Here is a 21,939-nt window from a genome sequence, read left to right as displayed (position 1 = left end):
ATTGACCGGTTTTCGGAAGCCCTCAGGCGCCCGTCCCGCCACCCGGCGGGTCGGCCTTGGCAAGGTCCACCGCCGGCTCGGCATAGATCCTGGCCTGCGCCCTCGAGGCGAGCCACTTGCCGAAGGCCACGACCGCGATGGCTCCCGCCGCCGGTGCGACCGTATGGAGCCAGGCCGCATGGCTATTGACCCACTCGCCCACCGCCGGGTCGGTCACCGCCATGTCGCCGGACACCCAGCCCAGGAGCGCCGCTCCTCCCGTGATGATGATGGGAAAGCGCACCATGAGCTTCAGCAGCAGGGTGCTCCCGAATATCACCAGCGGAATGCTGATCGCGAGCCCCAGGACCAGCAGCGTAATGCTGCCCTTGGCGGCAGCCGCCACCCCGATCACGTTGTCCAGGCTCATCACGAGGTCGGCGATGAGGATCGTCCGGATGGCTGACCAGAGGTTGCCTGCGACCGGCTCCCCGCCTTCGCCCTCGCCTTCCGGAAGCAGCAGCTGAACCGCGATCCACACCAGCAGGGCGGCACCCACGAGCTTGAGGAAGGGCAGGCGCAGCAGCTCCACCGCCACGATCGTGAGGATGATCCGCATCACGATGGCGGCGCTGCTGCCCCAGAAGATGGCGGCCTTCTGCTGCTTGGGCGGCAGCGACCTGGCGGCCAGGGCGATCACGACGGCGTTGTCTCCCGACAGCACGATGTTCACGCCGATGATCGCCATCAGCCCGGTCCAGAACTGCGCCGTCATCACTTCGCCCATGCTTCGTTTCCTCCCTGTCCGCCCGCTCTCTCCGGCCGGCCACGTCAATGGTACCCGATCGTTCATCTCCTCCCGATCATCAAGCGGGAATGGATGCGCCGAGCCCCTATAATGGCCGCGAGAATAGGCGATCGGAACCCTCGTGGCGTTGACCTTGTTCAAGAATCGTTTCCTGGCGCCGGCCTTCATGGCGTTCGCTGTCGCGGCGCAGGCCGCCGACGCGGATATCGTCGCGGCGCGCGATGCCGCCCAGCGCGGCAACGTGAAGGCGCTCGAGACCTTTCGCGCGCGCACGATCGGGCACCCGCTGGAATCGTACCCGGCCTACTGGCTTCTTTCGGCCACTCTCGACAAGGCCTCGCCCGAGGCCATCCGCGCCTTTCTCGCGGCCCACGCCGACAGCCCGCTGGCGGACCCGCTGCGCCGCGAATGGCTGCGCAGCCTGGGCGCCACGCGGCAGTGGGACCTGTTCCGCCAGGAGTATCCGGCTCTCGCGCAGGAGGACACGGAAGTCACCTGCTATTCCCTCCAGGAGCGCCTTGCCCGCGGGGATGCCGAAGCGCTTCGCGAAGCCCGCGGCCTGTGGCTCGCCGGACGCGAGGCGCCCGCCTCCTGCACGCCGCCCTTCGAGGCAGCGGCCCGCGAGCGCCTCATCGGCTCGCCTGAAGCGTGGGAGAGAATCCGCAAACTCCTCGCCGCGGGCCTCCTGAAGGATGTGCGCCGCGCGAATGCATTCCTCGCGACGGCGGAACAGATGAATGAAAAGGCGCTCGAGCGCGCCCGGGCCGAACCGGATCGCTACCTGGCCGCCGAGAAATCGAGCATTCCGGGGCGCGCGACCCACGAATTGCTTCTCTTCGCCGTTTCGCGCCTGGCGCGCTCCCGTCCGGACGACGCCGCGAAGCACCTGCAATCCCGAGCCACGGTGCTTGGGGCCGACGACACGCGATACGGCTGGGCACAGATTGCGCACGCCGCGGCGCAAGTGCATCACCCACGCGCCCTCGAGTGGTACCTCGAGGCCGGCGAGGGGCCCTTCACCGACGCCCAACTGCAGTGGAAAGTGAGGGCGGCGCTTCGCGCAGGCGACTGGGGCTCGGTGCGCGCCGCGGTGAACCTCATGTCGCCGGAAGAGGCGCGCGATCCCGCGTGGCGCTACTGGCTGGCCCGGGCGCTCGCCGAGGAGGGGGAGCGGCCGGCATCCGATGCCCTGATGCGTCCGCTCGCCGGCGAACGCAATTTCTACGGCCTGCTGGCCGCCGAAGCGGTCGGCGCCGTCGAAAGCCCCGACTGGACCTCCCCGCCCATCGCCGAGGAAGACCTCGCCCGCGTCCGCGCCATTCCCGCGATTGGCCGGGCCATCGCGCTGTACAAGCTGGACATGAACCCCGAAGCGTTTCGCGAATGGCTTTACGGCCTGCGCGCGCTGGACGACCGGGGCTACCTCGCCGCTTCCGAACTTGCCCTGCAGGCCGGACTCGTTGACCGCGCCATCGGCGCCGCGGATCGCACGGCGGCATTGCACGACTTCACGCGTCGCTATCCGACCCCTCACCAGGCGCCGCTCTCCGCTGCATCCCGGCAATGGAACGTGGACGAAGCGCTGGTCTTCGGCATCATCCGGCAGGAAAGCCGGTTCAACGCCTCGGCCCGGTCGCGTGCGGGCGCGATGGGGCTCATGCAACTCATGCCCGCCACTGCCCGCTGGGTTGCGAAGCAGATCTCCCTGCCATCCTACCGTCCCGCCCTCCTCGCACAGCCGGACGTGAACGTCACGATGGGCACCTATTACTTCCACCGGGTGCTCGCGGACCTGGGCGACCCCGTGCTGGCCACGGCCGGCTACAACGCCGGGCCGGGTCGCGCGAAACGCTGGCGGGACGCGAAGCCCCTCGAAGGCGCGATCTACGCCGAGTCGATCCCCTTCAACGAGACGCGCGACTACGTGAAGAAAGTCATGGCCAACGCGTGGTACTACACCCACCGCCTCACCGGCCGCACCGCCAGCCTGCGCAGCCTCATGGGGACGGTGCCCGGCCGCAATGCCAATGAGGCGGCCAGCGTCGCCGCGATTCCGTGATGAGCCCCAGTCGCGTCCTCGTCCTGGGCGCTACCGGCTTCGTCGGCCGGTCGGTGTGCTCGCAACTTGCCGCGCGCGCCATCGCGCCTCGCATCCTCACGCGCGACCGCATGAAGGCAAGGCCGCTGCAGGTGATCCCGTCGATCGACATTGTCGCCGGGAGCCCGCACGACGACGGGGATCTCGCCCGTGCGCTGGACGGCGTCGATGCGGTGGTGAACCTCGTCGGCATACTCCACCAGAGCCGCCGCGAGCCTTTCGAGAAGGTCCACGTCGAGTTGCCGCGCCGCCTCGCGCGCGCCTGCCGCGCGGCGGGGGTTTCGCGGCTCCTGCACATGAGCGCTCTGCACGCCGGGCGCGACGGGCCCAGCGAATACCTGCGTTCCCGGGGCCAGGGCGAGGACGCCTTGCGCGAAGAGGGGGCCGGGCTTGCCGTCACGGTGTACAAGCCCTCGGTGATATTCGGGCAGGACGACAGCTTTCTCAACCTGTTCGCGGGGCTCGTGAAGCCCCTTCCGATCGTGCCTCTCGCCGGTGCGGGCGTAAGGTTTCAGCCGGTGTGGGTGGAAGACGTCGCGCAAGCCGTTGCCGTGTCGGTGGACGACACACGCACCATCGGACAGTCCTACGAACTCTGCGGACCCGGCACATACACGCTCGCGCAGATTGTCCGCTTCGTGGCAGGGCTGCAGGGGAAAAGCCGCGTGATCATCGCCCTGCCCGGGTGGGCGGCGCTTGCCCAGGCATTCGTGCTCGAGCACCTGCCGGGTCCGGTGATGACGCGGGACAACCTGGCTTCGATGAAGATCGACAGCGTGTGCGGATGCCCTTTCCCCGGGGTATTCGGGATCGCGCCCGCGGCAATGGAGGCGATCGTGCCGGAATACATGGCGGGCACGGGCCTTCGCGGCCGCTACGCAAACTATCGCCGCCGCTTCGGGAGGTGAAATGGCCGGCCTGACCCTTGTCATCGGCAACAGGAACTACTCGTCGTGGTCGATGCGGCCCTGGGTGCTGCTGACCCAGCTCGGCATCGCCTTCGAGGAGAAGAAGCTGCGCTTCCATTCCGGCGAATGGGACGACGGCATCGGTCGCTGGTCGCCCTCCGGGCTCGTGCCCGTCCTCTGGAGGGGCGACATCGCCGTCTGGGACTCGCTCGCCATCATGGAAACGGTGGCCGAATGGTTTCCGGACAAGGGCGCCTGGCCCGCCGACCCAGCCGCACGCGCCTTCGCGCGCTCGGCCGCCGCCGAGATGCACGCCGGGTTCGGCGACCTGCGCACGAAGATGCCGATGAACATCCGCTCGAGCCATCCGGGCAAGGGCATGACGCCGCAGGTGCGCGCCAACATCGACCGGATCGAGCGGCTCTGGACCGAGGCCAGGTCGCGCTTCGGCTCCGGCGGCGATTTTCTCTTCGGCGCTTTCTCGGCTGCCGACGCGATGTTCGCGCCGGTGGTCATGCGCTTCGCAACCTACGCCGTTGCCTGCGGACCGGTCGCCTCGCGTTACTGCGACGCGATGAAGGCGGCGCCCGGCGTGCGGGCGTGGGTCGAAGGCGCGCTCGCGGAGACGGAGCTCGTGGCCGAGGACGAACCCTACGCGCAGCTTCTGCGCCCCTGACGCGTGCCCCGGGAAGACGAGATGAAGACCTACGCGGTCGGCGGTTCGGTGCGGGACGAGCTTCTCGGCCGCCCCGTCGCCGACCGGGACTGGGTGGTGGTCGGGGCAACGCCCGCCGAAATGACGGCTCGCGGGTTTCGCGCCGTGGGATCCGATTTCCCGGTTTTCCTGCACCCGCAGACGCACGAGGAATATGCGCTCGCCCGCACCGAGCGCAAGAGCGCCCCCGGCTACAGGGGCTTCGCCTTCCACGCCTCGCCCGACGTGACCCTCGAGGACGACCTGCGCCGGCGCGACCTCACCATCAACGCCATCGCGCGCGGCGATGACGGGGTGCTGATCGACCCCTACGGCGGGGCCGCGGACCTGCGCAGCGGAATTCTGCGGCACGTGAGCGAGGCGTTCGCGGAGGATCCGGTGCGGATCCTGCGCGTGGCCCGGTTCGCGGCTCGATTCGGTTTCAGCGTGGCCCCGGAAACGATGCGCCTGATGCGCGGCATGGTGGAATCGGGCGAGGCCGACCACCTCGTCCCCGAGCGCGTCTGGCAGGAGCTCGCTCGCGGCCTGCAGGAGACTGCGCCGGCGCGGATGATCGAAGTGCTTCGCGAGTGCGGGGCCCTGGCGCGCGTGCTGCCGGAAGTGGACGTGCTCGCCCGGGGAGACGGGGCGGCCCTGTTGGCGGTCCGTCTCGAGGCTTCGACCGCCTTCGACCTTCCGGTGCGCCTTGCCTGCCTCACCCTCGGGCTCGCGCCCGAGGCGGTGGCGGCGCTCTGCGAGCGCATCAATATCCCGGGCGAATGCCGCGATCTCGCCGGACTCGTCGCCCGTGAACGCGCCGCGGTCGAAGGCGCCGCCGCCCTCGGACCGGAGGCCCTCCTCGCCCTGCTCGAGCGAGCCGACGCGTTTCGCCGGCCCGAGCGGCTCGAGCGGCTCATGGACGCGTGCGAGTGCGACTTGCGCGCCCGCGGACTTGCGCGGCGCGTGCCTCGGGAAAGGATCCGGGCCGCCCGCTCGGCTGCCCTGGAGGTGGACGCCGCGGCCATCGCTCGCGAGCACCCGCAATCGGTGCGCACCGCCATCCATGCCGCGCGCGCTGCGCGGATTGCGAACGCCCTCCCGGGCGCCTGAGGTGATCGTTCCCCCCAATCCGTGGCGCGGGGGGATTGCATGCAGCAGTCCGGTACCTGGGCGCGGGCGCGAGTCCGGTTCCCCGAGGCAAAAAAACCCCCGGTCGAAACCGGGGGTCTTCATCGAGCGATCACTTCACGCGCCCTGGCGGGCGCGGGTCATTACTTGCGCTTCGCCTTGCGGACCGGGGCCTTCGGGGCCTTGGCGGCGGACTGGACGGTCGCGACGTTTTGCTCGACAGCATTCTCGACCGTGTCGTAGAGCTGCTTGTTGATCGAGGCGAGGTTGGCAAACGCGCTCTGCGCGGCGGCCATCGCGGACTTCACGTTGCCCAGGTAGGCTTCCGAGCCGGCCGGCGCGTTCTTGAAGGCTTCTTCGAGGGCGGCAACGGCGGTCCTGTTGGCTTCCGCGGCCTGCTTCTCGAACACGCCCTTCACTTCGGCGTTGGTCTCGGCAGCGGTCTCGTACACGGTGCGCGAGTAGGCGTAGGCGCGCTTCATCGCCGGTTCGAGGGCGGCGGAGTTGATGGCGATGACTTCGTGCACGTCCTTCGCGCCGGCCAGTGCCGCGGCGTGCGCGGTGGCTTGCTCGACGGAATCGCGGGCGGCATCGAGGCCCATCTCGGCGAACTTCTCGAGGTTGGCGAGGGAAAGCTGGGCGAAGTAGGCGAACTGGTTGATCGCGGCTTCGTTGGTGGCGCTGAACTGGTCGACCTTGAACATGATTGTCTCCTTGTGGGATTGGCCTGGGGTGATCGGCTGAGGCAGCAAAAATTGCTGCACTGCACAAATACGAATTGTAGACCTTCCTGCAGTCAAGTCAAGAGGGTTTACAGAATATTTATTGCACTGCAGCATAGACTTTCCGGGTAAGGGAAATCAAGGACTTGCGCGCGCTCCGGGGGCCGGAACTCCCGCCACGGGAAACAGAAAGGGCCCGCGAGCGGGCCCCTTCGGTACGCCGCGCCGGCAGCCGGCGGGCAGAAAGGCGCCTCAGTTGACCTTGAGGCCCTTCTCCTTGAAGTACCTGAGCGCTCCCGGATGGAACGGGATCGGCGAGGCGCCGGTGAGCTGGTTGTCGAGGGAGAGGAAGGAGGCGTCCTTGTGAACCCTCACCAGGTCATCCTTCTTCTCGAACATCGTCTTCGTGATCTGGTAAACGAGGTTCTCGTCAGCCGACTCGGGCACCACGAGGAGGTTCCACACGTCCACGTTGGTGGTGTCGCGCGACTCGCCCGGATAGGCGTTGGCGAGGATCCGGTTCTTCACGTAGATCGGGCCGTACTTCTTTCGCATGGCCTCCGCGCCGTCGCCGTGGTCGATGAGCACGATCTTCTTGCCCGGCGTGGCCGCCAGGTCGGTGAGGCCCGGCGTGGGCACGCCGCCGACCCACGTGAGCGCATCGACCTTTCCGTCCTTGAGCGCGTTGACGCTCTCGGCGAGCGAGAGGCGTTCGCGGTGGACGTCCTTGTTGGGGTCCAGGCCGAAGGCCTCGAGCAGGCGCATGGACATCACTTCGGTTCCGGAACTCGGCGAGCCCGTTGCGACGCGCTTGCCCTTGAGGTCGGACATCTTCGTGATGCCCGTGCTCTCGACCGTCGCGACCTGCATGCGGTTGGGGTAGAAGACGACGAGCGTGCGCACGCCGACCTTCTTGTCCTTGAACTTTTCGAGGCCGTTGTAGGCATCCCAGGCCGAGTCGGCCATGGTGAATCCCACCTCCGACTTGCCGCCCCCGATGAGCTGCAGGTTGGCAACCGACCCGCCGGTCACCTCGGCGGTCGCCTCCACGCCGGGAACGAACTTGGAAATGAGCGCGGCGAGGCCGCCACCGAGGGGGTAATACACCCCGGCCGTGCCTCCCGTGCCGATCGACAGACGGACCTTCTTGTCCTGCGCGCCGGCCGTGCCCAACCCGACGGCCGCAACCAGGGCGGCCACGACTGCGATGATCTTCCTCATTCTCTTCGCTCCTTTTGTCCACGCGGGGGGGATCTCGCCCCTCTCCGCCAGTTAGTCGTCAGGCTTGCGGACGACGCAACTCGCCATTCTATCGAAAAGTCGGCGGCCTACTCGGCAATGCCGAGCGATAGCGGCCGAGCGGACTGGAAGCCGGTCAGCGGAAAATCAATTCCACGCCCTATCCCCAGCACCTTGAAGAGCTCTCCCATTTCAGACGGATCGATCAGCCGGCGCACCGCGCTGGTCACCTTGAGGCGGGAGAGCGTCATGCTGGGGTCGCCTCCCGAAACGATGACCCCCAGGCCGCAGGAAATCAGGAAATGGGCCTGTGTCGTGTAGCCCATGACCTCCGCGCCGGCCGACTGCGCCGCGAGGGCCATGGCAGTGAAATCCACGTGCGCCGTGATGTCCTGCAGCCCCGGCACGAGGAACGGGTCGTTGTGGTAGCGGTGGCGGTAATGGCAGCGCAACGTGCCCATCGACCTCTGGGGGTGGTAGTACTCGCCGCGCGCGTACCCGTAATCGATGAAGAGGGCGAGACCGCGGCGCAGAGCGCCAGCGACCGTGCGCACGAGCGCCTCGGCGGCGAGGTTCACTTCGGTGAGGTACTCGTAGTCGCCCGCAGGGATCACGACGTTCGCGCGTCGCTTGAGCTCGCCTTCGGGCAGGGCCATGTCTTCCCACCCGAATCCGGCATCGGTGACGACTACGCCCCTTTCGACGATTTCCCCGCCCGTGCGATGCACCAGCGCACAGGGCAGGACATCCAGCACCTCATTGGCGAGAATCATGCCGTCGATGCGTTCCGGCAGCCGATCGATCCACTCGAAGCGACCGGCATCGCCCGGGTGGCGCTCGGCGATGAGGGCACGCTGGCGTTCGCGCAGCTCGGGGCTCACCTCGAGAAGGCGATAGCGCGTCGGCGCGGCGTCCTGGGCCTTGAGCTCCGCGAACAGGTCGGCAGCCAGGACCCCCGTCCCCGGCCCCAGCTCGAGGATTTCGCTTCCGGCAAAGTCGAGCACTTGCCGGACTTGCTGCGCCAGGCAGCGGGCGAAGACCGGAGTGATCTCGGGCGCCGTGATGAAATCGCCGTCGACCCCGATCTTGCGCGACCCCGCGGCGTAATACCCGAAACCCGGCGTGTAGAGCGTGAGCTCCATGAATCGGGAGAACGGGATCCACCCGCCTTCTTCCGCGATCGCGTTCGCGATGCACTCGGCCAGCTCGCGCGAGTGCGCGGCCGCCTCGGGCGGTGGAAACGGCAGGGATGAATCGACCGGGGGAGGCATCGGGAATGAGGTCGCGATCGGGAATCGTTCGGGGATTTCGCTACACTCTCGCCTCTGCTGCCGTCCCATCGAAGGCGGGGCGATACTTTGAGGGAATATAGCACCATGGGCCAGCCTGCGGTTCTCGTGACGGGCGGCGCTCGCCGGGTCGGCGCCGCCATCGTTCGCGCCGTGCATGCGGCCGGCGCGAGTGTCGTCGTCCACTGCCATCGGTCCCGTGCCGAGGCCGACCGCCTGCTCGCCGATCTCGAAGCCGTTCGAGGCGGCTCGACCGCGCTCGTGGAAGGCGATCTCCTCGATTGCGCCCGCCTGCCCGGTCTCGTGGAGGAGGCCACCGCCCGCTTCGGCCGGCTCGATGGTCTGGTGAACAACGCCTCCTCCTTCCATGCCACGCCGCTTGCCGACCTCGGGGCCGGGGCCTGGGAGGATCTCGTCGGCACCAACCTGCGCGCGCCGCTCTTCCTCGCAAAGGCGGCTGCACCGCACCTGCGTGCCTCGCGCGGCGCCATCGTGAACATCGTGGATATCCACGCCGAACGGCCTCTGGCGGGCTTCCTCGCCTATTGCGTCGCGAAGAGCGGGCTGGTCGGCCTCACGCGCGCCCTCGCCCTGGAGCTTGCGCCCGAGGTGCGAGTCAACGGCGTCTCCCCGGGGGCGATCCTGTGGCCCGACGATGGCGCGGCGTTCCCGCCCGGGGAACGCGAGCGCATCACGGTACAAACGCCTCTTCGCCGGGTGGGTAGTCCGGAGGACGTCGCGGGCGCGGTAAAATATCTGCTTTTCGATGCCCCATTCGTCACCGGCCAGGTTCTCGCGGTTGACGGCGGGCGCTCGATTGCCCTCTAGCCCGATGACCATCGCCATCCTTCCCGTGCCCGCGCAGGATACCCGCAAGGCCGACTTCGAGGCCTCGAAGCGCCGCAAGCGCATTCGCCGCCTCGTGGGCGAGGCCATCGCCGACTTCTCGATGATCGAGGCGGGCGACAAGGTGATGGTGTGCCTGTCCGGCGGCAAGGACAGCTACGCGCTGCTGGACATCCTGCTGCACCTGCGCGACTGCGCCCCGGTGAAGTTCGAGGTCGTCGCGGTGAACCTCGACCAGCGCCACCCCGGCTTCCCGGCGCACGTCCTGCCCGAATACCTCGCTTCGCGAGGGGTGCCGTACCGGATAGAGGTCCAGGACACCCACTCGGTGGTGAAACGCATCATCCCCGAGGGCAAGACCATGTGCAGCCTGTGCTCGCGTCTTCGCCGCGGAGTGCTCTACCGCGTCGCGAAGGAACTGGGCGCCACGCGGATCGCGCTCGGGCACCACCGCGACGATATCCTCGAGACCTTCTTCCTCAACCTCTTCCACAACGGCAAGATCAAGGCGATGTCGCCCAAGCTCGCCTCCGACGACGGGCGCCACATCGTGATCCGGCCCCTCGCGTACGTGGAGGAGAGGGACCTCGCCGCCTACGCCGTGGACAGGCAGTTTCCGATCATCCCCTGCGACCTTTGCGGATCCCAGGAAAACATGCAGAGGAAGCAGGTGAAGGCGATGCTGCGCGAATGGGAAAAGACGCATCCCGGGCGCGTGATATCGATCTTCAGCGCCCTCACGCGCGTGACTGCCTCGCACCTGATGGACCGCGCGCTCTTCGACTTCGCAAACCTGGTGGCCGACGGCACTCCGCAACCCGACGGCGACACCGCCCTGGATCCCCAGCCCCTGCAGGACACCCTGCAGGGAACCGTCGTGCGCTTCACGCAAGGATTCTGAAATGACGCTCAAGCAACTCGCCCCCACGAAGAAGATCCATTCCTTCCACCCGCCGCAGCGCACCCTCATGGGACCGGGCCCCTCCGAGATCAACCCGCGCGTGATGGCGGCGATGAGCCTGCCGGCCATCGGCTACCTCGACCCGATTTTCGTCGAGATGATGGAGGAGCTGAAGTCGCTGCTGCGCTACGCCTACCAGACGAATAACGCGCTCACTTTCCCGGTTTCGGGCCCGGGTTCGGTGGGCATGGAGTACTGCTTCGTGAACCTGGTCGCCCCGGGCGACAAGGTGATCGTCTGCCGCAACGGCGTGTTCGGCGGCCGCATGATCGAGAACGTCGAGCGCGCGGGCGGCACCGCCGTGGTGGTCGAGGACACCTGGGGCGAGCCTTGCGACCCCGACAAGCTCGAGAGCGCACTCAAGAAGAACCCGGATGCACGCATCGTCGCCTTCGTGCACGCGGAGACCTCCACCGGCGTGCAGTCGGACGCGAAGACCCTCGTCTCGGTGGCCCACAAGCACGGGGCGCTCACCATCGTGGACGCGGTCACCTCGCTGGCCGGCACGCCGGTGATGGTGGACGACTGGGAGATCGACGCCGTCTATTCGGCCAGCCAGAAGTGCCTGTCGTGCACGCCGGGCCTGTCTCCCGTTTCCTTCAACGACCGCGTCGTGGAGCATGTGAAGGCCCGCAAGGACAAGATCCACAGCTGGTTCATGGACATGAACCTCCTGCTGGGCTACTGGGGCGCCACCACCCGCACCTACCACCACACCGCGCCCACCAACAGCCTGTACGCGCTGCACGAGGCGCTCCTCCTCATCAAGGAGGAAGGCCTGGAGAACTGCTGGGCGCGCCACCACCGCCACCATGTCGCGCTCAAGGCGGGGCTCGAGGCGATGGGTCTCAAGTACCTGGTCAAGGAAGGCGCACGCCTGCCGCAGATGAACGCGGTGCACATTCCCGAGGCCGCGCGCGACCGCGAGGCGCAGGTGAGGAAGACCCTGCTCACGGAATTCAACCTCGAGATCGGCGCCGGACTCGGGCCGCTCGCCGGCAAGATCTGGCGGGTCGGCATCATGGGCTACTCGTGCAAGGCGGAAAACGTGATGCTGTGCCTGTCGGCCCTGGGTTCCGTCCTGCAGGACATGGGGCTGCCAATCAAGGTGGGCGAGGCGGAAGCCGCCGCGCACCAGGCCTATGCGCAGTTGCACGCGCAGGAAGCGCGCAGGAAGGTCGCGAACCTCAAGTAGCGGCAGCAAGAACAAAAAAGGGGACAGACCCCTTTTTTACTCCTTTTTTACTTCACGCCCACGGCCTGGCGGAAGCGGCCGCCAACCTGCGGCTGGGACGCGTATCTCTCCAGCGCCACGGGCACCACCTTCTCGAGTTCGGTCAGGCGGTCGGCCGCCGATGGGTGCGTGCTCATCGAGATGGACGCCCCGGCATCCTCCGGCTTCACCTGGGCGAGCATCTGCATGACGGAGACGAGGCCGTAGGGATCGTAGCCCCCGCGCGTCGCGACCACCACGCCGATGCGGTCCGCCTCGTATTCCATGTCCCGATCCAGGGGCCGCAGGAAGAATCCGTCCCTCACGAGGTTCACGCCCATGTCGGTCAGTTGCCCCTTGATCCCGAGCACGTCGTTGCGGCCGAGCCTCGATTGCGCGATGGCCTCCTTGCCCACGGAGGACGCGACGTCGCCCCACGCGCCCGACTGGATCGCGGCGAGCTGGTGCTTCTTCAGCACATGCGCGATCTCGTGGGCCAGCACGCCCGCCAGCTCGGACTCGCTCGCCAGGCGCTTCACCAGCCCGTGCGAGACGATCACGGTGCCGCCGGGCATCGCGAAGGCGTTGATGGTGTCGGTGTCGATCACGCCGAAGGTCCAAGGCAGGTCCGGGCGCTCCGTCTGGGATGCGAGCCACCGGCCGATGCGGTTCACGTAGCGCTGCAGGCGCTCGTCGGGGTGCAGCTTGGTGGCCCCGAGAAAGCCCGATGCGATGCCGTCGCCGAGGGCCACCTCCTCCTCGACGGAGTATTCCTTCGTGGCCTCCTGGATCTTGGGCGCGACCTCCACGGCCTTCCGGCCCAGGTCGAGCATCCGGCCGATGTCGAACTGAGCCTGCGCAGGCAGCGCCGCGGCGAGCGCCAGCATCCCGACGAGCCTTCTCACGAGCCGCCTCCCGCGTACGCGACCGCCACCGGCGCGAGCTTCGCCTCCCGGGCAAAGCGCTCGGCAGAGGCCTTGTCTGACCGCCAGGACTGCATCTTCTTCAGCGCCGCCGGGTCGGGGGAGGCATTCTTGAAATCCTCGGGCGTGAGGCCGCGAATGCCGAGGGTAGCCACCTTGGACGTCTCCGGACCCTTCTTGTTTCCGAAGCCGAAGAGGGACGTGATGCCGCTGCCCGACGACGATGTCTCGACCGTGGACGGGAAGCGCAGGTGGAAGGCGCGAACCCAGCCGCGCTGCGTGCCGGCCTCGACCTGGGTCCAGGCGCCCTGGCGCGCGAGCACCTTGACCGGGGCATCGGCGGCCAGCGGCGCGAGCGTCCGGGCATCGGCCGCGGGGCGCTCCTTGAGATCGGTGGCGCGATTGGCGAACGCCTGATCCTGCGCGAAGGCGTCGCCGATCAGCGACAAGCCCGCGAGGAGCAGTGGAAGAAGGAATCGGATGAGCATGGCGGGGATGATAGGTCTCCCGCCCCCAATATTCAATGCACCCCTTGCCCGGCCATCGGGCCGGCTCGTTCCCCGGCCACGCAGTTCACCGCACCAGAATCGTCGCGAGGCCGAGCAGCATCCCCATGCTCGCGACATCCGTCGCCGTGGTGACGATGATGCTCGAGGCCGTGGCCGGGTCCGCGCCCAGCCTCTTCAGGACGAGCGGCACGAGCGCCCCCGAAACACCGCTCACCGCGCAGCTGCCCGTCATCGCAAGAAACACGGAGATGCCCAGCAGTGTCGCGTGAGGCGAATCCTGCATCATCGCCAGGACGTACATTGCCACCCCGCAAAGCACCCCGGTCACCGCTCCGTTGGCGAGTCCGAGGAAGAACTCCTTCGCGACGAGCAGCTTGCCGGCACCCATCCGGATATCGCCCAGCGTAATTCCGCGCACCGTCACCGCAAGCGCCTGGCAGCCGGTGTTGCCCGACTGGCCCGCCAGCACCGGGAGGAAGGTCGCGAGGATCACGAACTTGTCCACCGTGCCCTGGAACAGGGCCACCACACCCCCGGCGGCAAACGCCGTCAGGAGGTTCAGCTGCAGCCACGGATGGCGGAACTTGAATGCCCGCCCGAGGGAGGTGGTCACGCGCTCCTCCTTCTCCACGCCCACCATCGAGCCGGGCTGGGCGGTGATCTCGAAAGCCTGCTCCTCGAACATGGCCGCACCGCGCACGAGCCCGATGAGCTTGCCCGACTCGTCGCAGACGGGATAGACGGGGTAATGCCGGTTGAGGGTGAGCTTCATGGCCTCGGACAGCGGCATGGAGGCGCGGAAGGAGAACGCGCCCCTGAGCATCACGTCGCCCAGCTTCGCTTCGTGCTCGCTGAATAGGAGATCGCGCATCGTCACGAGCCCCAGGAGCTTGCCTTCCGGGTCCGTGACATAGCCATAGGTGACGTGCACCGTCTGCACGACCGCACGCAGCTGCTCGATGGACTCGCCCACGCTCATGTCCGGTGAGAAAACGGCATAGGCCGGTTCCATGAGGCGCCCGATGGAGGCCGTCGCGCAGCGGGCATTTCGCAGCCACTGCTTCGCCACTTCCGGCGCGGCCATCCGCGAGAGGATGGCGAGCGCTTCCGCCGGCAACTCGGCGAGGATGTCCTGGGCCGCTCCCGGGTTCATCTGCGCGAGCGCCTCCAACGCGCGCGCGGGCTCCTCGACCGCCAACATCCTTGCGGCCTCGCGTGCAGGCTGCGACTTCAGACTTGCAGCGAGGGACTGGCGCTCTTCGACGTTCGGCTGGGTCACAGCGGGCTCCGGAGTGTCGCGAAAGTGCCGCGATTCTAACCCCGGATGGGCGCTACAACCCCAGCCGCTGCCAGATGGTGGTCGCGGGGCCGGCCTGGTTGAGGGTATAGAAGTGCAGCCCCGGGGCGCCGATGCCCAGGAGCCGGTCGCACAACTGCGTCACCACATCCAGGCCGAAGGCCTTGATGGAGGCGGTGTCGTCGCCGAAACTTTCGAGCCGCATCCTGACCCAGCGCGGGATCTCCGCCCCGCAGGCGTCCGAGAAGCGCGCGAGCTGCGAGTAATTGTTGATCGGCATGATGCCCGGGACGATGGGCACGTCCACGCCCAGCGCCTCGACGGACTCGACGAAATGGGCGTAGGCGTCGGCATTGTAGAAGTACTGCGTGATGGCGGAGTTCGCCCCCGCATCGATCTTCGCCTTGAAGTGCGCCAGGTCGTCCGCCGGGCGGCGCGCCTGCGGGTGGAACTCCGGATAGGCAGCCACCTCGATGTGGAACCAGTCGCCGGTGCGTTCGCGAACATACCTCACGAGGTCGGCCGCATAGCGGAATTCCCCGGCAACGGCCATGCCCGAAGGCAGGTCGCCGCGCAGGCACACGAGCCTGCGGATGCCCGCCTCGCGGTATTGGTCGAGGAGGTCGGCGATCGCCTCGCGCTTCGAGCCGATGCACGAGATGTGCGGGGCCGCGGCGTGGCCTTCGCGGTGAATCTCGAGGATGGTTCGCAGCGTGCCTTCCTGGGTCGAGCCGCCGGCCCCGAAGGTGCAGGACATGAAGGCGGGCTTCAGCTGCGCGAGCTGGCGGCGCGCATTGCGCAGCCTCTCCTCGCCCTCGGGGGTCTTGGGCGGGAAGAACTCGAAGCTGAAGAGCCTTGGGCGGTTTCCTTGCGTCTGCATGGGCGCATTCGGGGGCGCGGGCCTGAGGCCCGCGCCCCCGCCTCGCTAGTAGCGGTACGAATCCGGCTTGTACGGGCCTTCCTTCGCGACGCCGATGTAGCGGGCCTGCGCGTCGGAAAGCTCGGACAGCTGCGCGCCCAGCTTCTTCAGCTGCAGCCGCGCCACCTTCTCGTCGAGGTGCTTGGGCAGCACGTACACGCCGATGGGGTACCGGTCGGGGTTGTTGAACAGCTCGATCTGCGCGATCGTCTGGTTGGCGAAGGAGGAGCTCATCACGTAGCTCGGATGCCCCGTCCCGCAGCCCAGGTTCACCAGCCGCCCCTCGGCGAGCAGGATGATGCGCTTGCCGTCCGGGAAGATGACATGGTCCACCTGCGGCTTGATGTTCTCCCACCGGCACGACTTGAGCGTCGCCACGTCGATCTCGTTGTCGAAGTGACCGATGTTGCACACGATCGCCTGATTCTTCATGCGCTTCATGTGCGCCGCGGTGATCACCTGGAAATTGCCCGTCGCGGTGACGAAGATGTCGGCCTTGTCGCAGGCGTAGTCCATCGTCACGACGCGGTAGCCCTCCATCGCGGCCTGCAGGGCGCAGATGGGGTCGATCTCCGTGATCCAGACTTGCGCCGACAGCGCGCGAAGCGCCTGCGCGCTGCCCTTGCCCACGTCGCCGTAGCCCGCGACCACCGCGACCTTGCCGGCGATCATCACGTCGGTGGCGCGCTTGATGCCGTCCACCAGCGACTCGCGGCAGCCGTAGAGGTTGTCGAACTTGCTCTTGGTGACGGAGTCGTTCACGTTGATGGCCGGAAACTTGAGCATGCCGTCCTTGGCCATCTGGTACAGGCGCTTGACTCCCGTGGTGGTCTCCTCGGTCACGCCCTTCACCCGGGCAAGCCGCGTGGAGTACCACTTCGGGTCGCGGGCGAGCTTCGCCTTGATGGAAGCGTAGAGGCAGGTCTCCTCCTCGCTGCCGGGGTTCGCCAGGACCATCGCATCGGCCTCGGCGCGCGCACCCAGGTGCAGAAGGAGCGTCGCGTCCCCGCCGTCGTCCAGGATCATGTTGGTGTACCCGGGCGTTCCATCGGACTGGGGCGGCCACTCGAAGATGCGGTGTGTGTAGTCCCAGTACTCTTCGAGCGTCTCGCCCTTCTTCGCGAAGACGGCCGTGCCGCCCGAGGCGATGGCGGCCGCGGCGTGGTCCTGCGTCGAATAGATGTTGCAGGAGGCCCAGCGTACGTCCGCGCCGAGTGCCTTGAGCGTCTCGATGAGGACGGCGGTCTGGATGGTCATGTGCAGCGACCCGGTGATGCGGGCGCCGCGCAGCGGCTGGGTGGCGGCGAATTCCTCGCGGATCGCCATGAGACCGGGCATCTCGGTCTCGGCGATGGCGATTTCCTTGCGGCCCCAGTCGGTAAGGGCCAGGTCGGCGACGACGTAGTCGGCGGTTTTCGGTTTCAGGACAGCGTTCATCGTTCTCTCCAGATTCGGGTGAGGGATGCCGCTGTGCGAACGGGGACTCTCACCCGGTCCTGCACAGTCGGGTGAGCGCCGTTGCGGTGAAACATCCGAGCCTGGCGGGATGGGGTACCCCGTTGCAACGCTCCTCGGACGGGACGGATTATACAGGCCCCCGCCGGTCTTTTCCAGGCAAAGTCTTGTCCAACGAGGTAAGAGCCTGGAGAAGGCCCGGCTGATCATCTCCCGGGTCGTCCTGGGCGCGTTCGAGGCGCTCGACCTGTCCTGTCCCGCGATGAGCGCGGAACGAAAGAGGGGATTGCCGGCCATTCGCCGGCAGCTGGCGAAGCCGTGACCGCGACATGGCCGGCTCGTCAGCGCGCGGAGCGCATGGCCCCCCGGACCACGCGACCGATCGTGAGCCCCTGGACCAGTATCGAGAACACCACCACGCAGTAGGTCAGCGCGACGACGACATCCCGCGGCGGTCCGGCGGGCAGGGACAACGCAAGCGCCACGGAGATGCCCCCGCGAAGCCCGCCCCAGGTGACCACGCGCCACGCGCCGTGGGGCAGCCCGAACCGCCTGCCCAGGACACGGACGGGCAGTCCGACGGACAGTCCCCGTGCCAGCAGGGCGATTGCGACCACGATGCCTCCGGCCACCAGCAGGCGGGCGGAGAACGCGACGACGAGCACTTCCATGCCGATCAGCACGAACAGCACCGCGTTCAGGATCTCGTCAACCAGCTCCCAGAACATGTCCACGTAGCGGCGCGTCGTGTCGGACATCGCCCGCGCGCGCCCCTGGTTGCCGACCGCGAGTCCGGTGACGACCATTGCCAGCGGTCCCGATACGTGCAGGTGGTTCGCCAGTGCGTAGCCCCCGGTCACCGCCGCCAGCGTGAGCAGCACCTCGACCTGGTACTGGTCGACGCTCTTGAGCAGCTGGTAGGTGACGTAGCCCAGCACCACACCGAAGGCGATGCCGCCGCCCGCCTCGCGAAGCAGCAGCGTCAGTGCCGCGTCCGCAGTCGGCGGCGCACCGCCCGCGAGCATGCCCACGAGCAGCGCGAAGATCACCACGCCCACGCCGTCGTTGAACAGCGACTCGCCGGCGATCAGCAGCTCGAGGTTCTTCGGCGCACCCGCCGACTTGAGGATGCCCATCACGGCGATCGGGTCGGTGGGAGAGATCAACGCCCCGAAGAGCAGGCAATACGGCAGGGTGAGCGGCGCGCCGGCCCAGGGCAGCGCCAGCCAAAGGCCGAAGCCGACCAGCAGCGTGGACAGCAGCGTGCCGGCCAGGGCCAGCGCCGCGACGGACCAGCGCTGGACCTTCAGCTCGCTCAGGTCCACGTGCAGGGCGCCGGCGAACAGCAACAGCGACAGCATTCCCTGCATCAGCACGTCGGAGAAGTCGATGGCGCCCAGCAGCGACTCCTCGTAACGCCGCAGCGCCTGGACCCAGCCGGCCGCGTCGAGCGCGACGATCGCAAGGGACAGGCCGAGCGCGATGACCATCACGCCGATGGTCGTCGGCAGCCGCACGAAGCGATGGTTCAGGTAGGCCAGCAGCGCCGTGATGACGAGGCAGGTGGCGGCGATGTCGATCATGGGTCGGTCGTTCGGTAGCTGACGGTCACGGAAATGAGCGTATGCACAGGCCGCCCTTTCCGCCCCTCTTTGCTTCGTACATCAGGGAGTCGGCCGCTTCGAGCATCGCTTCGAAGTTGTCCGCCGGCTTGTCGAACCAGGCGACGCCCACGCTCGCGGTGACCGGTGCAAAAGGCGCCAGCGCTTCGGCGACCGCGGCCGCGATCTTGCGGCCGGCCCCGGTTGCGGCCGGGAGATCGGTCTCGGGAAGCATGATGGCGAATTCATCGCCTCCCAGCCGGGCCATGGTGTCCGTGCCTCGAAGGGCTTGCTTCAAGGCGAGCGCGACTGCCGACAGGGCCGTGTCGCCCGCGCTATGGCCCCGGCTGTCATTCAGCTTCTTGAAGTCGTCCAGATCGAGGAATGCCACCGCCAGGTGCTGGGGATAACGCGATGCGCGACGCGCTTCCGCAGCCCCGGCATCCAGGAATGCCCGCCTGTTCAGCAACCCCGTAAGGACATCGTATCTTGCCAGCTCGGCTTCCCGATTCAGCAGGATCCGGACCTGGGAAGTCATGTAGGCGACAAAGCAGTACGTGAGCAGGCGAATGAAGCCGTTCAGGAGCGCAATTCCGGCATTCGCCCATTCGCGATCGGACAACGCGTCTGCGACCACCCACATCGCGACGGCGAAGATGGACGCGAGCACGCCCTGCCGCAAGCCGCCCGCCCACGTCACCAGCAGGACGGGAATGATGGCAGCGGAGGCAAAGGCGTACTCCGCATCGGTCGACGTGCGCAACAGGCCCAACAGGACGAACCAGGCCAAGGCGCCGGTCCAGACAAGGCGAAGATGCTCCCGCCCGGGGAGCCTAGCGAACGGCTGCATGCCTCATCCCGCTATGCAGCGCTTGTCGGCACCTCACCGCGAGGGTTCGCCACGGAAGCACAGCACCGCGGCCTCGACCATGCCGGGGAGTCCGCCCGCATCCCAGAACTGGCTGCGCAGATAGCTCGCATGATTGCCTCCACTGGCGGCAACGCCATAGAGCTCGTCAAGCGCCGGCTGGCTGGCAAGGACATCGGCGTGGGGCGCAAGCAGGCGCAGGGTCGAGAGGATGTCCTCGCGCAGGGAAATGCTTTCGTTGGTCTTTGGGTGAACCATCGACCCATCCAGCCCGAAGCGGCAGGCCTGGAAGCGGTTGAAGTTGTAGACGAGGTAGTCGTCTTCGGCCGGCGAAGGTTCGCCTTTCTCGAGCAGCATGCGGCACAAGGCCTGCAGGTAGCAGGCGAGCGCTGCCGCGCGCTCGACCGTCAGCGGAGTGTCGCAGACGCGCAGCTCGATGGTGCCGTATTCGGGCTTCGGGCGGATGTCCCAGTAGAAGTCCTTCATGCTCCTGACCACGCCCGTTGCTTCCATCTTGGCGAAATACTTCTGCTCGAAATCGGACCACTTCAGCAGAAACGGTGCCCGTCCGCTCAGCGGGAAGGCGAATACCGAATTCAGCCGCGCCGAATCGAACAGCGTATCGACGCCCTGTGAAAAGGGAGACGACGCCGAAAGCGCGATGAAATGCGGCAGATAGCGGTTCAGGGCGTGCAGCAGGTAAAGGCCCTCATCGGCCGAGCTGCAGCCGATGTGGACATGCTGGCCGAATACCGTGAACTGCTTGGCAAGATAGCCGTAAAGGGTCGAGATCTCCTTGAAGCGCGGCTTGGAAAAGATGCGCCGGTCGACCCAGTGCTGGAATGGGTGCGTTCCGCCGCCGCAAAGGCCGACATTGAGGCGGTCTCCCGCAGCCACCAGTGCACCGCGCATGCCTCGCAACTGTGCCAGCATCTCGTCGTGCCGCTTGTGCACGTCCGTCGAGACCTCGATCATGCTATCGGTGATTTCCGGCTTCACATCGCCCGGGAACGGCGCGCGTTCGAGCAGGTGCAGCATGTCCGACGCCGATGCCGACAGGTCATAGTCGGTCGGGTTCACCAGCTGCAGCTCGAGTTCCACGCCCATGGTGAGGGACTCGCCGGACTTGAAGGGTTCCAGTGCCATCGTCAGGCCTCCTCGCCTTGCCGGCTCTCGCCCGCCCAGATCAGCGCCCACTGCGTGGCCAGCGGGCCGAGCACCTCGAGCAGGAGAACGATCGCCGCGACGCCGACCATGTCCTCGAGAACGCCAAGCTTGAGGTGTCGGGACTGCTCGAGGAGCAGGATGACGAATACCGATACCGGCGTCAGCGCAAGGCCGGTGAGCAATCCCTTGCGCGCCGAGATGCCGCTGGGCCTCGCGAAGAGCGTCGTCGCCGCAATCTTCGCCAGCATGCGCGCGCCCACGACGGCGGCGGCAAGCGGCGCGCCGACGACAATCTGCTTCCATTCCAGGGTGGCCGCGACGAACACGAAGAGGAGGATAGTCAGCAGGTCGCCAAGGGCGCCGAAGTTGCGCTGAGCCTGGGACAGGACGACGCGCCGATGCCGGGCGACCACACCGAAAGCGAGTGCCGCCAGCAGCGGCGAGAATTTCAGGAAATGGGTCAGGGCCGTGAGGAGGAGAACGGCGATGGCAAAGCCGATGGTCGCGCTGCGGGCGAGGCCTCCCGCGCTGCGCAGCACGGCCGGGACGACGACACCGAACAGCGCTCCTAGCCCCGCCGAGACGAGAACGACGACGACGCTGCTCCAAAGCGCCTGGAAGACACTGCCGGCGCTCGCCAGCACCCAGTAGCCGACGATCGCCTTGAACATGATCACGGCCAATACGCAGTTGAAGGCGGACAAGTGCAGGGTACGTTCCGTCACCTGGCCCGACCCGCCGACCTCGTTCACGACGCGCAGGACGGCCGCCGGAGAAGTCGACATCGCCAGCGACGCGAGCAACAGGGACGGAACAAGAGGCGCGCCAAAAAGACGGGCGACGAGAAAAACGGCAGCGAACGTGCCGCCCGCCTCGACCAGGCTCGTGGCGCCCAGCCACGGGTTGGCGCGCAGCCACTTCAGGTTGATGCGATAGCCCAGCTCGAACAGGATCAGGCCGAACGCGACGTCGGCGAGCAAGGCGATGGGGCTGCCGGATGGATCCGGGAGAAAGCCGCCCTGGCTGGCCGCCATGGCGAAACCGGCAATGCCGTAGCTGCTGATTCGCGGCAGACGAGCCCAGCGATGGCCAAATTCCCCCGCGACCCAAGCGATCGCCAGGGCGACAGGCCAGGCAATGTTGGTCAAGACCGAATCCACGTTATCGAACATGACTTCTCCTTTTCAGCGCGCTTGCCCTGCCTCCCGACCCCGAGTCATTTCGGGGCCGGAGGCTTGCCTTGGGCAACGGAAGTCGCGTGGCCCCGCAGGCAGGAATTCCCGGAGCAGGTGTGTTGGCCGAGTTTAATGTATCC

20 protein-coding genes and 1 riboswitch are annotated in these 21,939 nt (G+C 67.3%); of the genes, 7 read left to right on the top strand and 13 right to left on the bottom strand.

What is annotated here, in order from left to right; genetic code table 11:
• Nucleotides 1-22: 22 nt before the first annotated feature.
• Nucleotides 23-766: a TerC family protein gene (locus IPP91_12315; protein ID MBL0142853.1), complete on the bottom strand. Its 744-nt coding sequence runs from the start codon at nt 764-766 to the stop codon at nt 23-25.
• A 154-nt stretch (nt 767-920) separates the two neighbouring features.
• On the opposite strand from IPP91_12315, the gene IPP91_12310 reads away from it, so the two are divergent.
• From IPP91_12310 to IPP91_12295, 4 genes are read left to right on the top strand one after another with little or no spacing between them, the layout of a single operon-like run.
• Nucleotides 921-2,846 (top strand): lytic transglycosylase domain-containing protein, encoded by a 1,926-nt coding sequence (locus IPP91_12310; GenBank protein MBL0142852.1) that lies wholly within the window; start codon nt 921-923, stop codon nt 2,844-2,846.
• Nucleotides 2,846-3,793, top strand: a complete 948-nt coding sequence (locus tag IPP91_12305; protein ID MBL0142851.1) for a complex I NDUFA9 subunit family protein — start codon at nt 2,846-2,848, stop codon at nt 3,791-3,793. Before IPP91_12310 ends, IPP91_12305 begins: the two co-directional genes overlap by 1 nt.
• A 1-nt stretch (nt 3,794) precedes the next feature.
• The gene (locus tag IPP91_12300; protein ID MBL0142850.1) at nt 3,795-4,469 is read left to right on the top strand and encodes a glutathione S-transferase family protein; all 675 of its coding nucleotides are present in this window, start codon (nt 3,795-3,797) and stop codon (nt 4,467-4,469) included.
• Nucleotides 4,470-4,490: 21 nt separating this feature from the next.
• Nucleotides 4,491-5,597 (top strand): multifunctional CCA tRNA nucleotidyl transferase/2'3'-cyclic phosphodiesterase/2'nucleotidase/phosphatase, encoded by a 1,107-nt coding sequence (locus tag IPP91_12295; GenBank protein ID MBL0142849.1) that lies wholly within the window; start codon nt 4,491-4,493, stop codon nt 5,595-5,597.
• Between the two features lie 161 nt (nt 5,598-5,758).
• On the opposite strand, the gene IPP91_12290 is transcribed toward IPP91_12295, so the two are convergent.
• From IPP91_12290 to IPP91_12280, 3 genes are all read right to left on the bottom strand, one after another.
• On the bottom strand, nt 5,759-6,319 hold the full coding sequence (locus IPP91_12290; protein MBL0142848.1) for a phasin family protein: 561 nt from the start codon (nt 6,317-6,319) through the stop codon (nt 5,759-5,761).
• A 270-nt stretch (nt 6,320-6,589) separates the two neighbouring features.
• Nucleotides 6,590-7,558: a TAXI family TRAP transporter solute-binding subunit gene (locus IPP91_12285; GenBank protein MBL0142847.1), complete on the bottom strand. Its 969-nt coding sequence runs from the start codon at nt 7,556-7,558 to the stop codon at nt 6,590-6,592.
• Between the two features lie 107 nt (nt 7,559-7,665).
• Nucleotides 7,666-8,847: an SAM-dependent methyltransferase gene (locus tag IPP91_12280; protein ID MBL0142846.1), complete on the bottom strand. Its 1,182-nt coding sequence runs from the start codon at nt 8,845-8,847 to the stop codon at nt 7,666-7,668.
• 105 nt (nt 8,848-8,952) lie between these two features.
• Here IPP91_12280 and IPP91_12275 point away from each other — a divergent pair, with 105 nt between their 5' ends.
• Genes IPP91_12275 through IPP91_12265 form a run of 3 tightly spaced genes read left to right on the top strand, consistent with a single transcriptional unit; the run spans nt 8,953 to nt 11,867 of the window.
• Nucleotides 8,953-9,693: a pteridine reductase gene (locus IPP91_12275; GenBank protein ID MBL0142845.1), complete on the top strand. Its 741-nt coding sequence runs from the start codon at nt 8,953-8,955 to the stop codon at nt 9,691-9,693.
• A gap of 4 nt (nt 9,694-9,697) precedes the next feature.
• Entirely contained in the window at nt 9,698-10,612 is a 915-nt protein-coding gene (gene ttcA / locus IPP91_12270; GenBank protein MBL0142844.1) for a tRNA 2-thiocytidine(32) synthetase TtcA, read from the top strand.
• A gap of 1 nt (nt 10,613) precedes the next feature.
• On the top strand, nt 10,614-11,867 hold the full coding sequence (locus IPP91_12265) for an alanine--glyoxylate aminotransferase family protein (GenBank protein MBL0142843.1): 1,254 nt from the start codon (nt 10,614-10,616) through the stop codon (nt 11,865-11,867).
• Between the two features lie 47 nt (nt 11,868-11,914).
• Here the strand turns inward: IPP91_12265 and IPP91_12260 are convergent, their stop codons facing one another.
• The 9 genes from IPP91_12260 to IPP91_12220 all read right to left on the bottom strand — a co-directional run bounded on the left by IPP91_12260 (nt 11,915) and on the right by IPP91_12220 (nt 21,796).
• Nucleotides 11,915-12,790, bottom strand: a complete 876-nt coding sequence (locus IPP91_12260) for a M48 family metalloprotease (protein ID MBL0142842.1) — start codon at nt 12,788-12,790, stop codon at nt 11,915-11,917.
• Complete coding sequence (locus IPP91_12255) at nt 12,787-13,296, bottom strand: hypothetical protein (protein ID MBL0142841.1); 510 nt, start codon at nt 13,294-13,296, stop codon at nt 12,787-12,789. Before IPP91_12255 ends, IPP91_12260 begins: the two co-directional genes overlap by 4 nt.
• 85 nt (nt 13,297-13,381) lie before the next feature.
• Nucleotides 13,382-14,518 carry a magnesium transporter gene (locus tag IPP91_12250; protein ID MBL0142840.1) on the bottom strand — a complete coding sequence of 379 codons (1,137 nt, stop codon included), beginning with the start codon at nt 14,516-14,518 and terminating at the stop codon, nt 13,382-13,384.
• 130 nt (nt 14,519-14,648) lie between these two features.
• Nucleotides 14,649-15,494 carry a methylenetetrahydrofolate reductase [NAD(P)H] gene (gene metF / locus IPP91_12245; GenBank protein MBL0142839.1) on the bottom strand — a complete coding sequence of 282 codons (846 nt, stop codon included), beginning with the start codon at nt 15,492-15,494 and terminating at the stop codon, nt 14,649-14,651.
• A 45-nt stretch (nt 15,495-15,539) separates the two neighbouring features.
• Nucleotides 15,540-16,970: an adenosylhomocysteinase gene (locus IPP91_12240; protein MBL0142838.1), complete on the bottom strand. Its 1,431-nt coding sequence runs from the start codon at nt 16,968-16,970 to the stop codon at nt 15,540-15,542.
• Nucleotides 16,971-17,036: 66 nt separating this feature from the next.
• A riboswitch (S-adenosyl-L-homocysteine riboswitch) is annotated at nt 17,037-17,112 on the bottom strand.
• 217 nt (nt 17,113-17,329) lie between these two features.
• Nucleotides 17,330-18,571, bottom strand: coding sequence for a sodium:proton antiporter (locus IPP91_12235; GenBank protein ID MBL0142837.1), 1,242 nt, complete (start codon nt 18,569-18,571; stop codon nt 17,330-17,332).
• A 25-nt stretch (nt 18,572-18,596) separates the two neighbouring features.
• On the bottom strand, nt 18,597-19,379 hold the full coding sequence (locus tag IPP91_12230) for a GGDEF domain-containing protein (GenBank protein ID MBL0142836.1): 783 nt from the start codon (nt 19,377-19,379) through the stop codon (nt 18,597-18,599).
• Nucleotides 19,380-19,472: 93 nt separating this feature from the next.
• Nucleotides 19,473-20,603 carry a glutamate--cysteine ligase gene (locus tag IPP91_12225; protein ID MBL0142835.1) on the bottom strand — a complete coding sequence of 377 codons (1,131 nt, stop codon included), beginning with the start codon at nt 20,601-20,603 and terminating at the stop codon, nt 19,473-19,475.
• Between the two features lie 2 nt (nt 20,604-20,605).
• Nucleotides 20,606-21,796 (bottom strand): cation:proton antiporter, encoded by a 1,191-nt coding sequence (locus IPP91_12220; GenBank protein ID MBL0142834.1) that lies wholly within the window; start codon nt 21,794-21,796, stop codon nt 20,606-20,608.
• Between the last annotated feature and the right edge of the window lie 143 nt (nt 21,797-21,939).

The sequence above is a fragment of the Betaproteobacteria bacterium genome (assembly GCA_016720855.1).
Lineage (GTDB): Bacteria > Pseudomonadota > Gammaproteobacteria > Burkholderiales > Usitatibacteraceae > FEB-7.
This window is presented reverse-complemented; position numbering and strand designations above follow the sequence as displayed.

What these genes read in the sequence shown, in the direction of transcription:
- ttcA (MBL0142844.1), top strand. Translation starts at nt 9,698, where the DNA reads ATGACCATCGCCATCCTTCCCGTGCCCGCGCAGGATACCCGCAAGGCC.
- IPP91_12275 (MBL0142845.1), top strand. Translation starts at nt 8,953, where the DNA reads ATGGGCCAGCCTGCGGTTCTCGTGACGGGCGGCGCTCGCCGGGTCGGC.
- IPP91_12250 (MBL0142840.1), bottom strand. Translation starts at nt 14,518, where the DNA reads ATGTTGGCGGTCGAGGAGCCCGCGCGCGCGTTGGAGGCGCTCGCGCAG.
- IPP91_12295 (MBL0142849.1), top strand. Translation starts at nt 4,491, where the DNA reads ATGAAGACCTACGCGGTCGGCGGTTCGGTGCGGGACGAGCTTCTCGGC.
- IPP91_12220 (MBL0142834.1), bottom strand. Translation starts at nt 21,796, where the DNA reads ATGTTCGATAACGTGGATTCGGTCTTGACCAACATTGCCTGGCCTGTC.
- IPP91_12225 (MBL0142835.1), bottom strand. Translation starts at nt 20,603, where the DNA reads ATGGCACTGGAACCCTTCAAGTCCGGCGAGTCCCTCACCATGGGCGTG.
- IPP91_12240 (MBL0142838.1), bottom strand. Translation starts at nt 16,970, where the DNA reads ATGAACGCTGTCCTGAAACCGAAAACCGCCGACTACGTCGTCGCCGAC.
- IPP91_12255 (MBL0142841.1), bottom strand. Translation starts at nt 13,296, where the DNA reads ATGCTCATCCGATTCCTTCTTCCACTGCTCCTCGCGGGCTTGTCGCTG.
- IPP91_12290 (MBL0142848.1), bottom strand. Translation starts at nt 6,319, where the DNA reads ATGTTCAAGGTCGACCAGTTCAGCGCCACCAACGAAGCCGCGATCAAC.
- IPP91_12285 (MBL0142847.1), bottom strand. Translation starts at nt 7,558, where the DNA reads ATGAGGAAGATCATCGCAGTCGTGGCCGCCCTGGTTGCGGCCGTCGGG.
- metF (MBL0142839.1), bottom strand. Translation starts at nt 15,494, where the DNA reads ATGCAGACGCAAGGAAACCGCCCAAGGCTCTTCAGCTTCGAGTTCTTC.
- IPP91_12235 (MBL0142837.1), bottom strand. Translation starts at nt 18,571, where the DNA reads ATGATCGACATCGCCGCCACCTGCCTCGTCATCACGGCGCTGCTGGCC.
- IPP91_12305 (MBL0142851.1), top strand. Translation starts at nt 2,846, where the DNA reads ATGAGCCCCAGTCGCGTCCTCGTCCTGGGCGCTACCGGCTTCGTCGGC.
- IPP91_12265 (MBL0142843.1), top strand. Translation starts at nt 10,614, where the DNA reads ATGACGCTCAAGCAACTCGCCCCCACGAAGAAGATCCATTCCTTCCAC.
- IPP91_12280 (MBL0142846.1), bottom strand. Translation starts at nt 8,847, where the DNA reads ATGCCTCCCCCGGTCGATTCATCCCTGCCGTTTCCACCGCCCGAGGCG.
- IPP91_12315 (MBL0142853.1), bottom strand. Translation starts at nt 766, where the DNA reads ATGGGCGAAGTGATGACGGCGCAGTTCTGGACCGGGCTGATGGCGATC.
- IPP91_12300 (MBL0142850.1), top strand. Translation starts at nt 3,795, where the DNA reads ATGGCCGGCCTGACCCTTGTCATCGGCAACAGGAACTACTCGTCGTGG.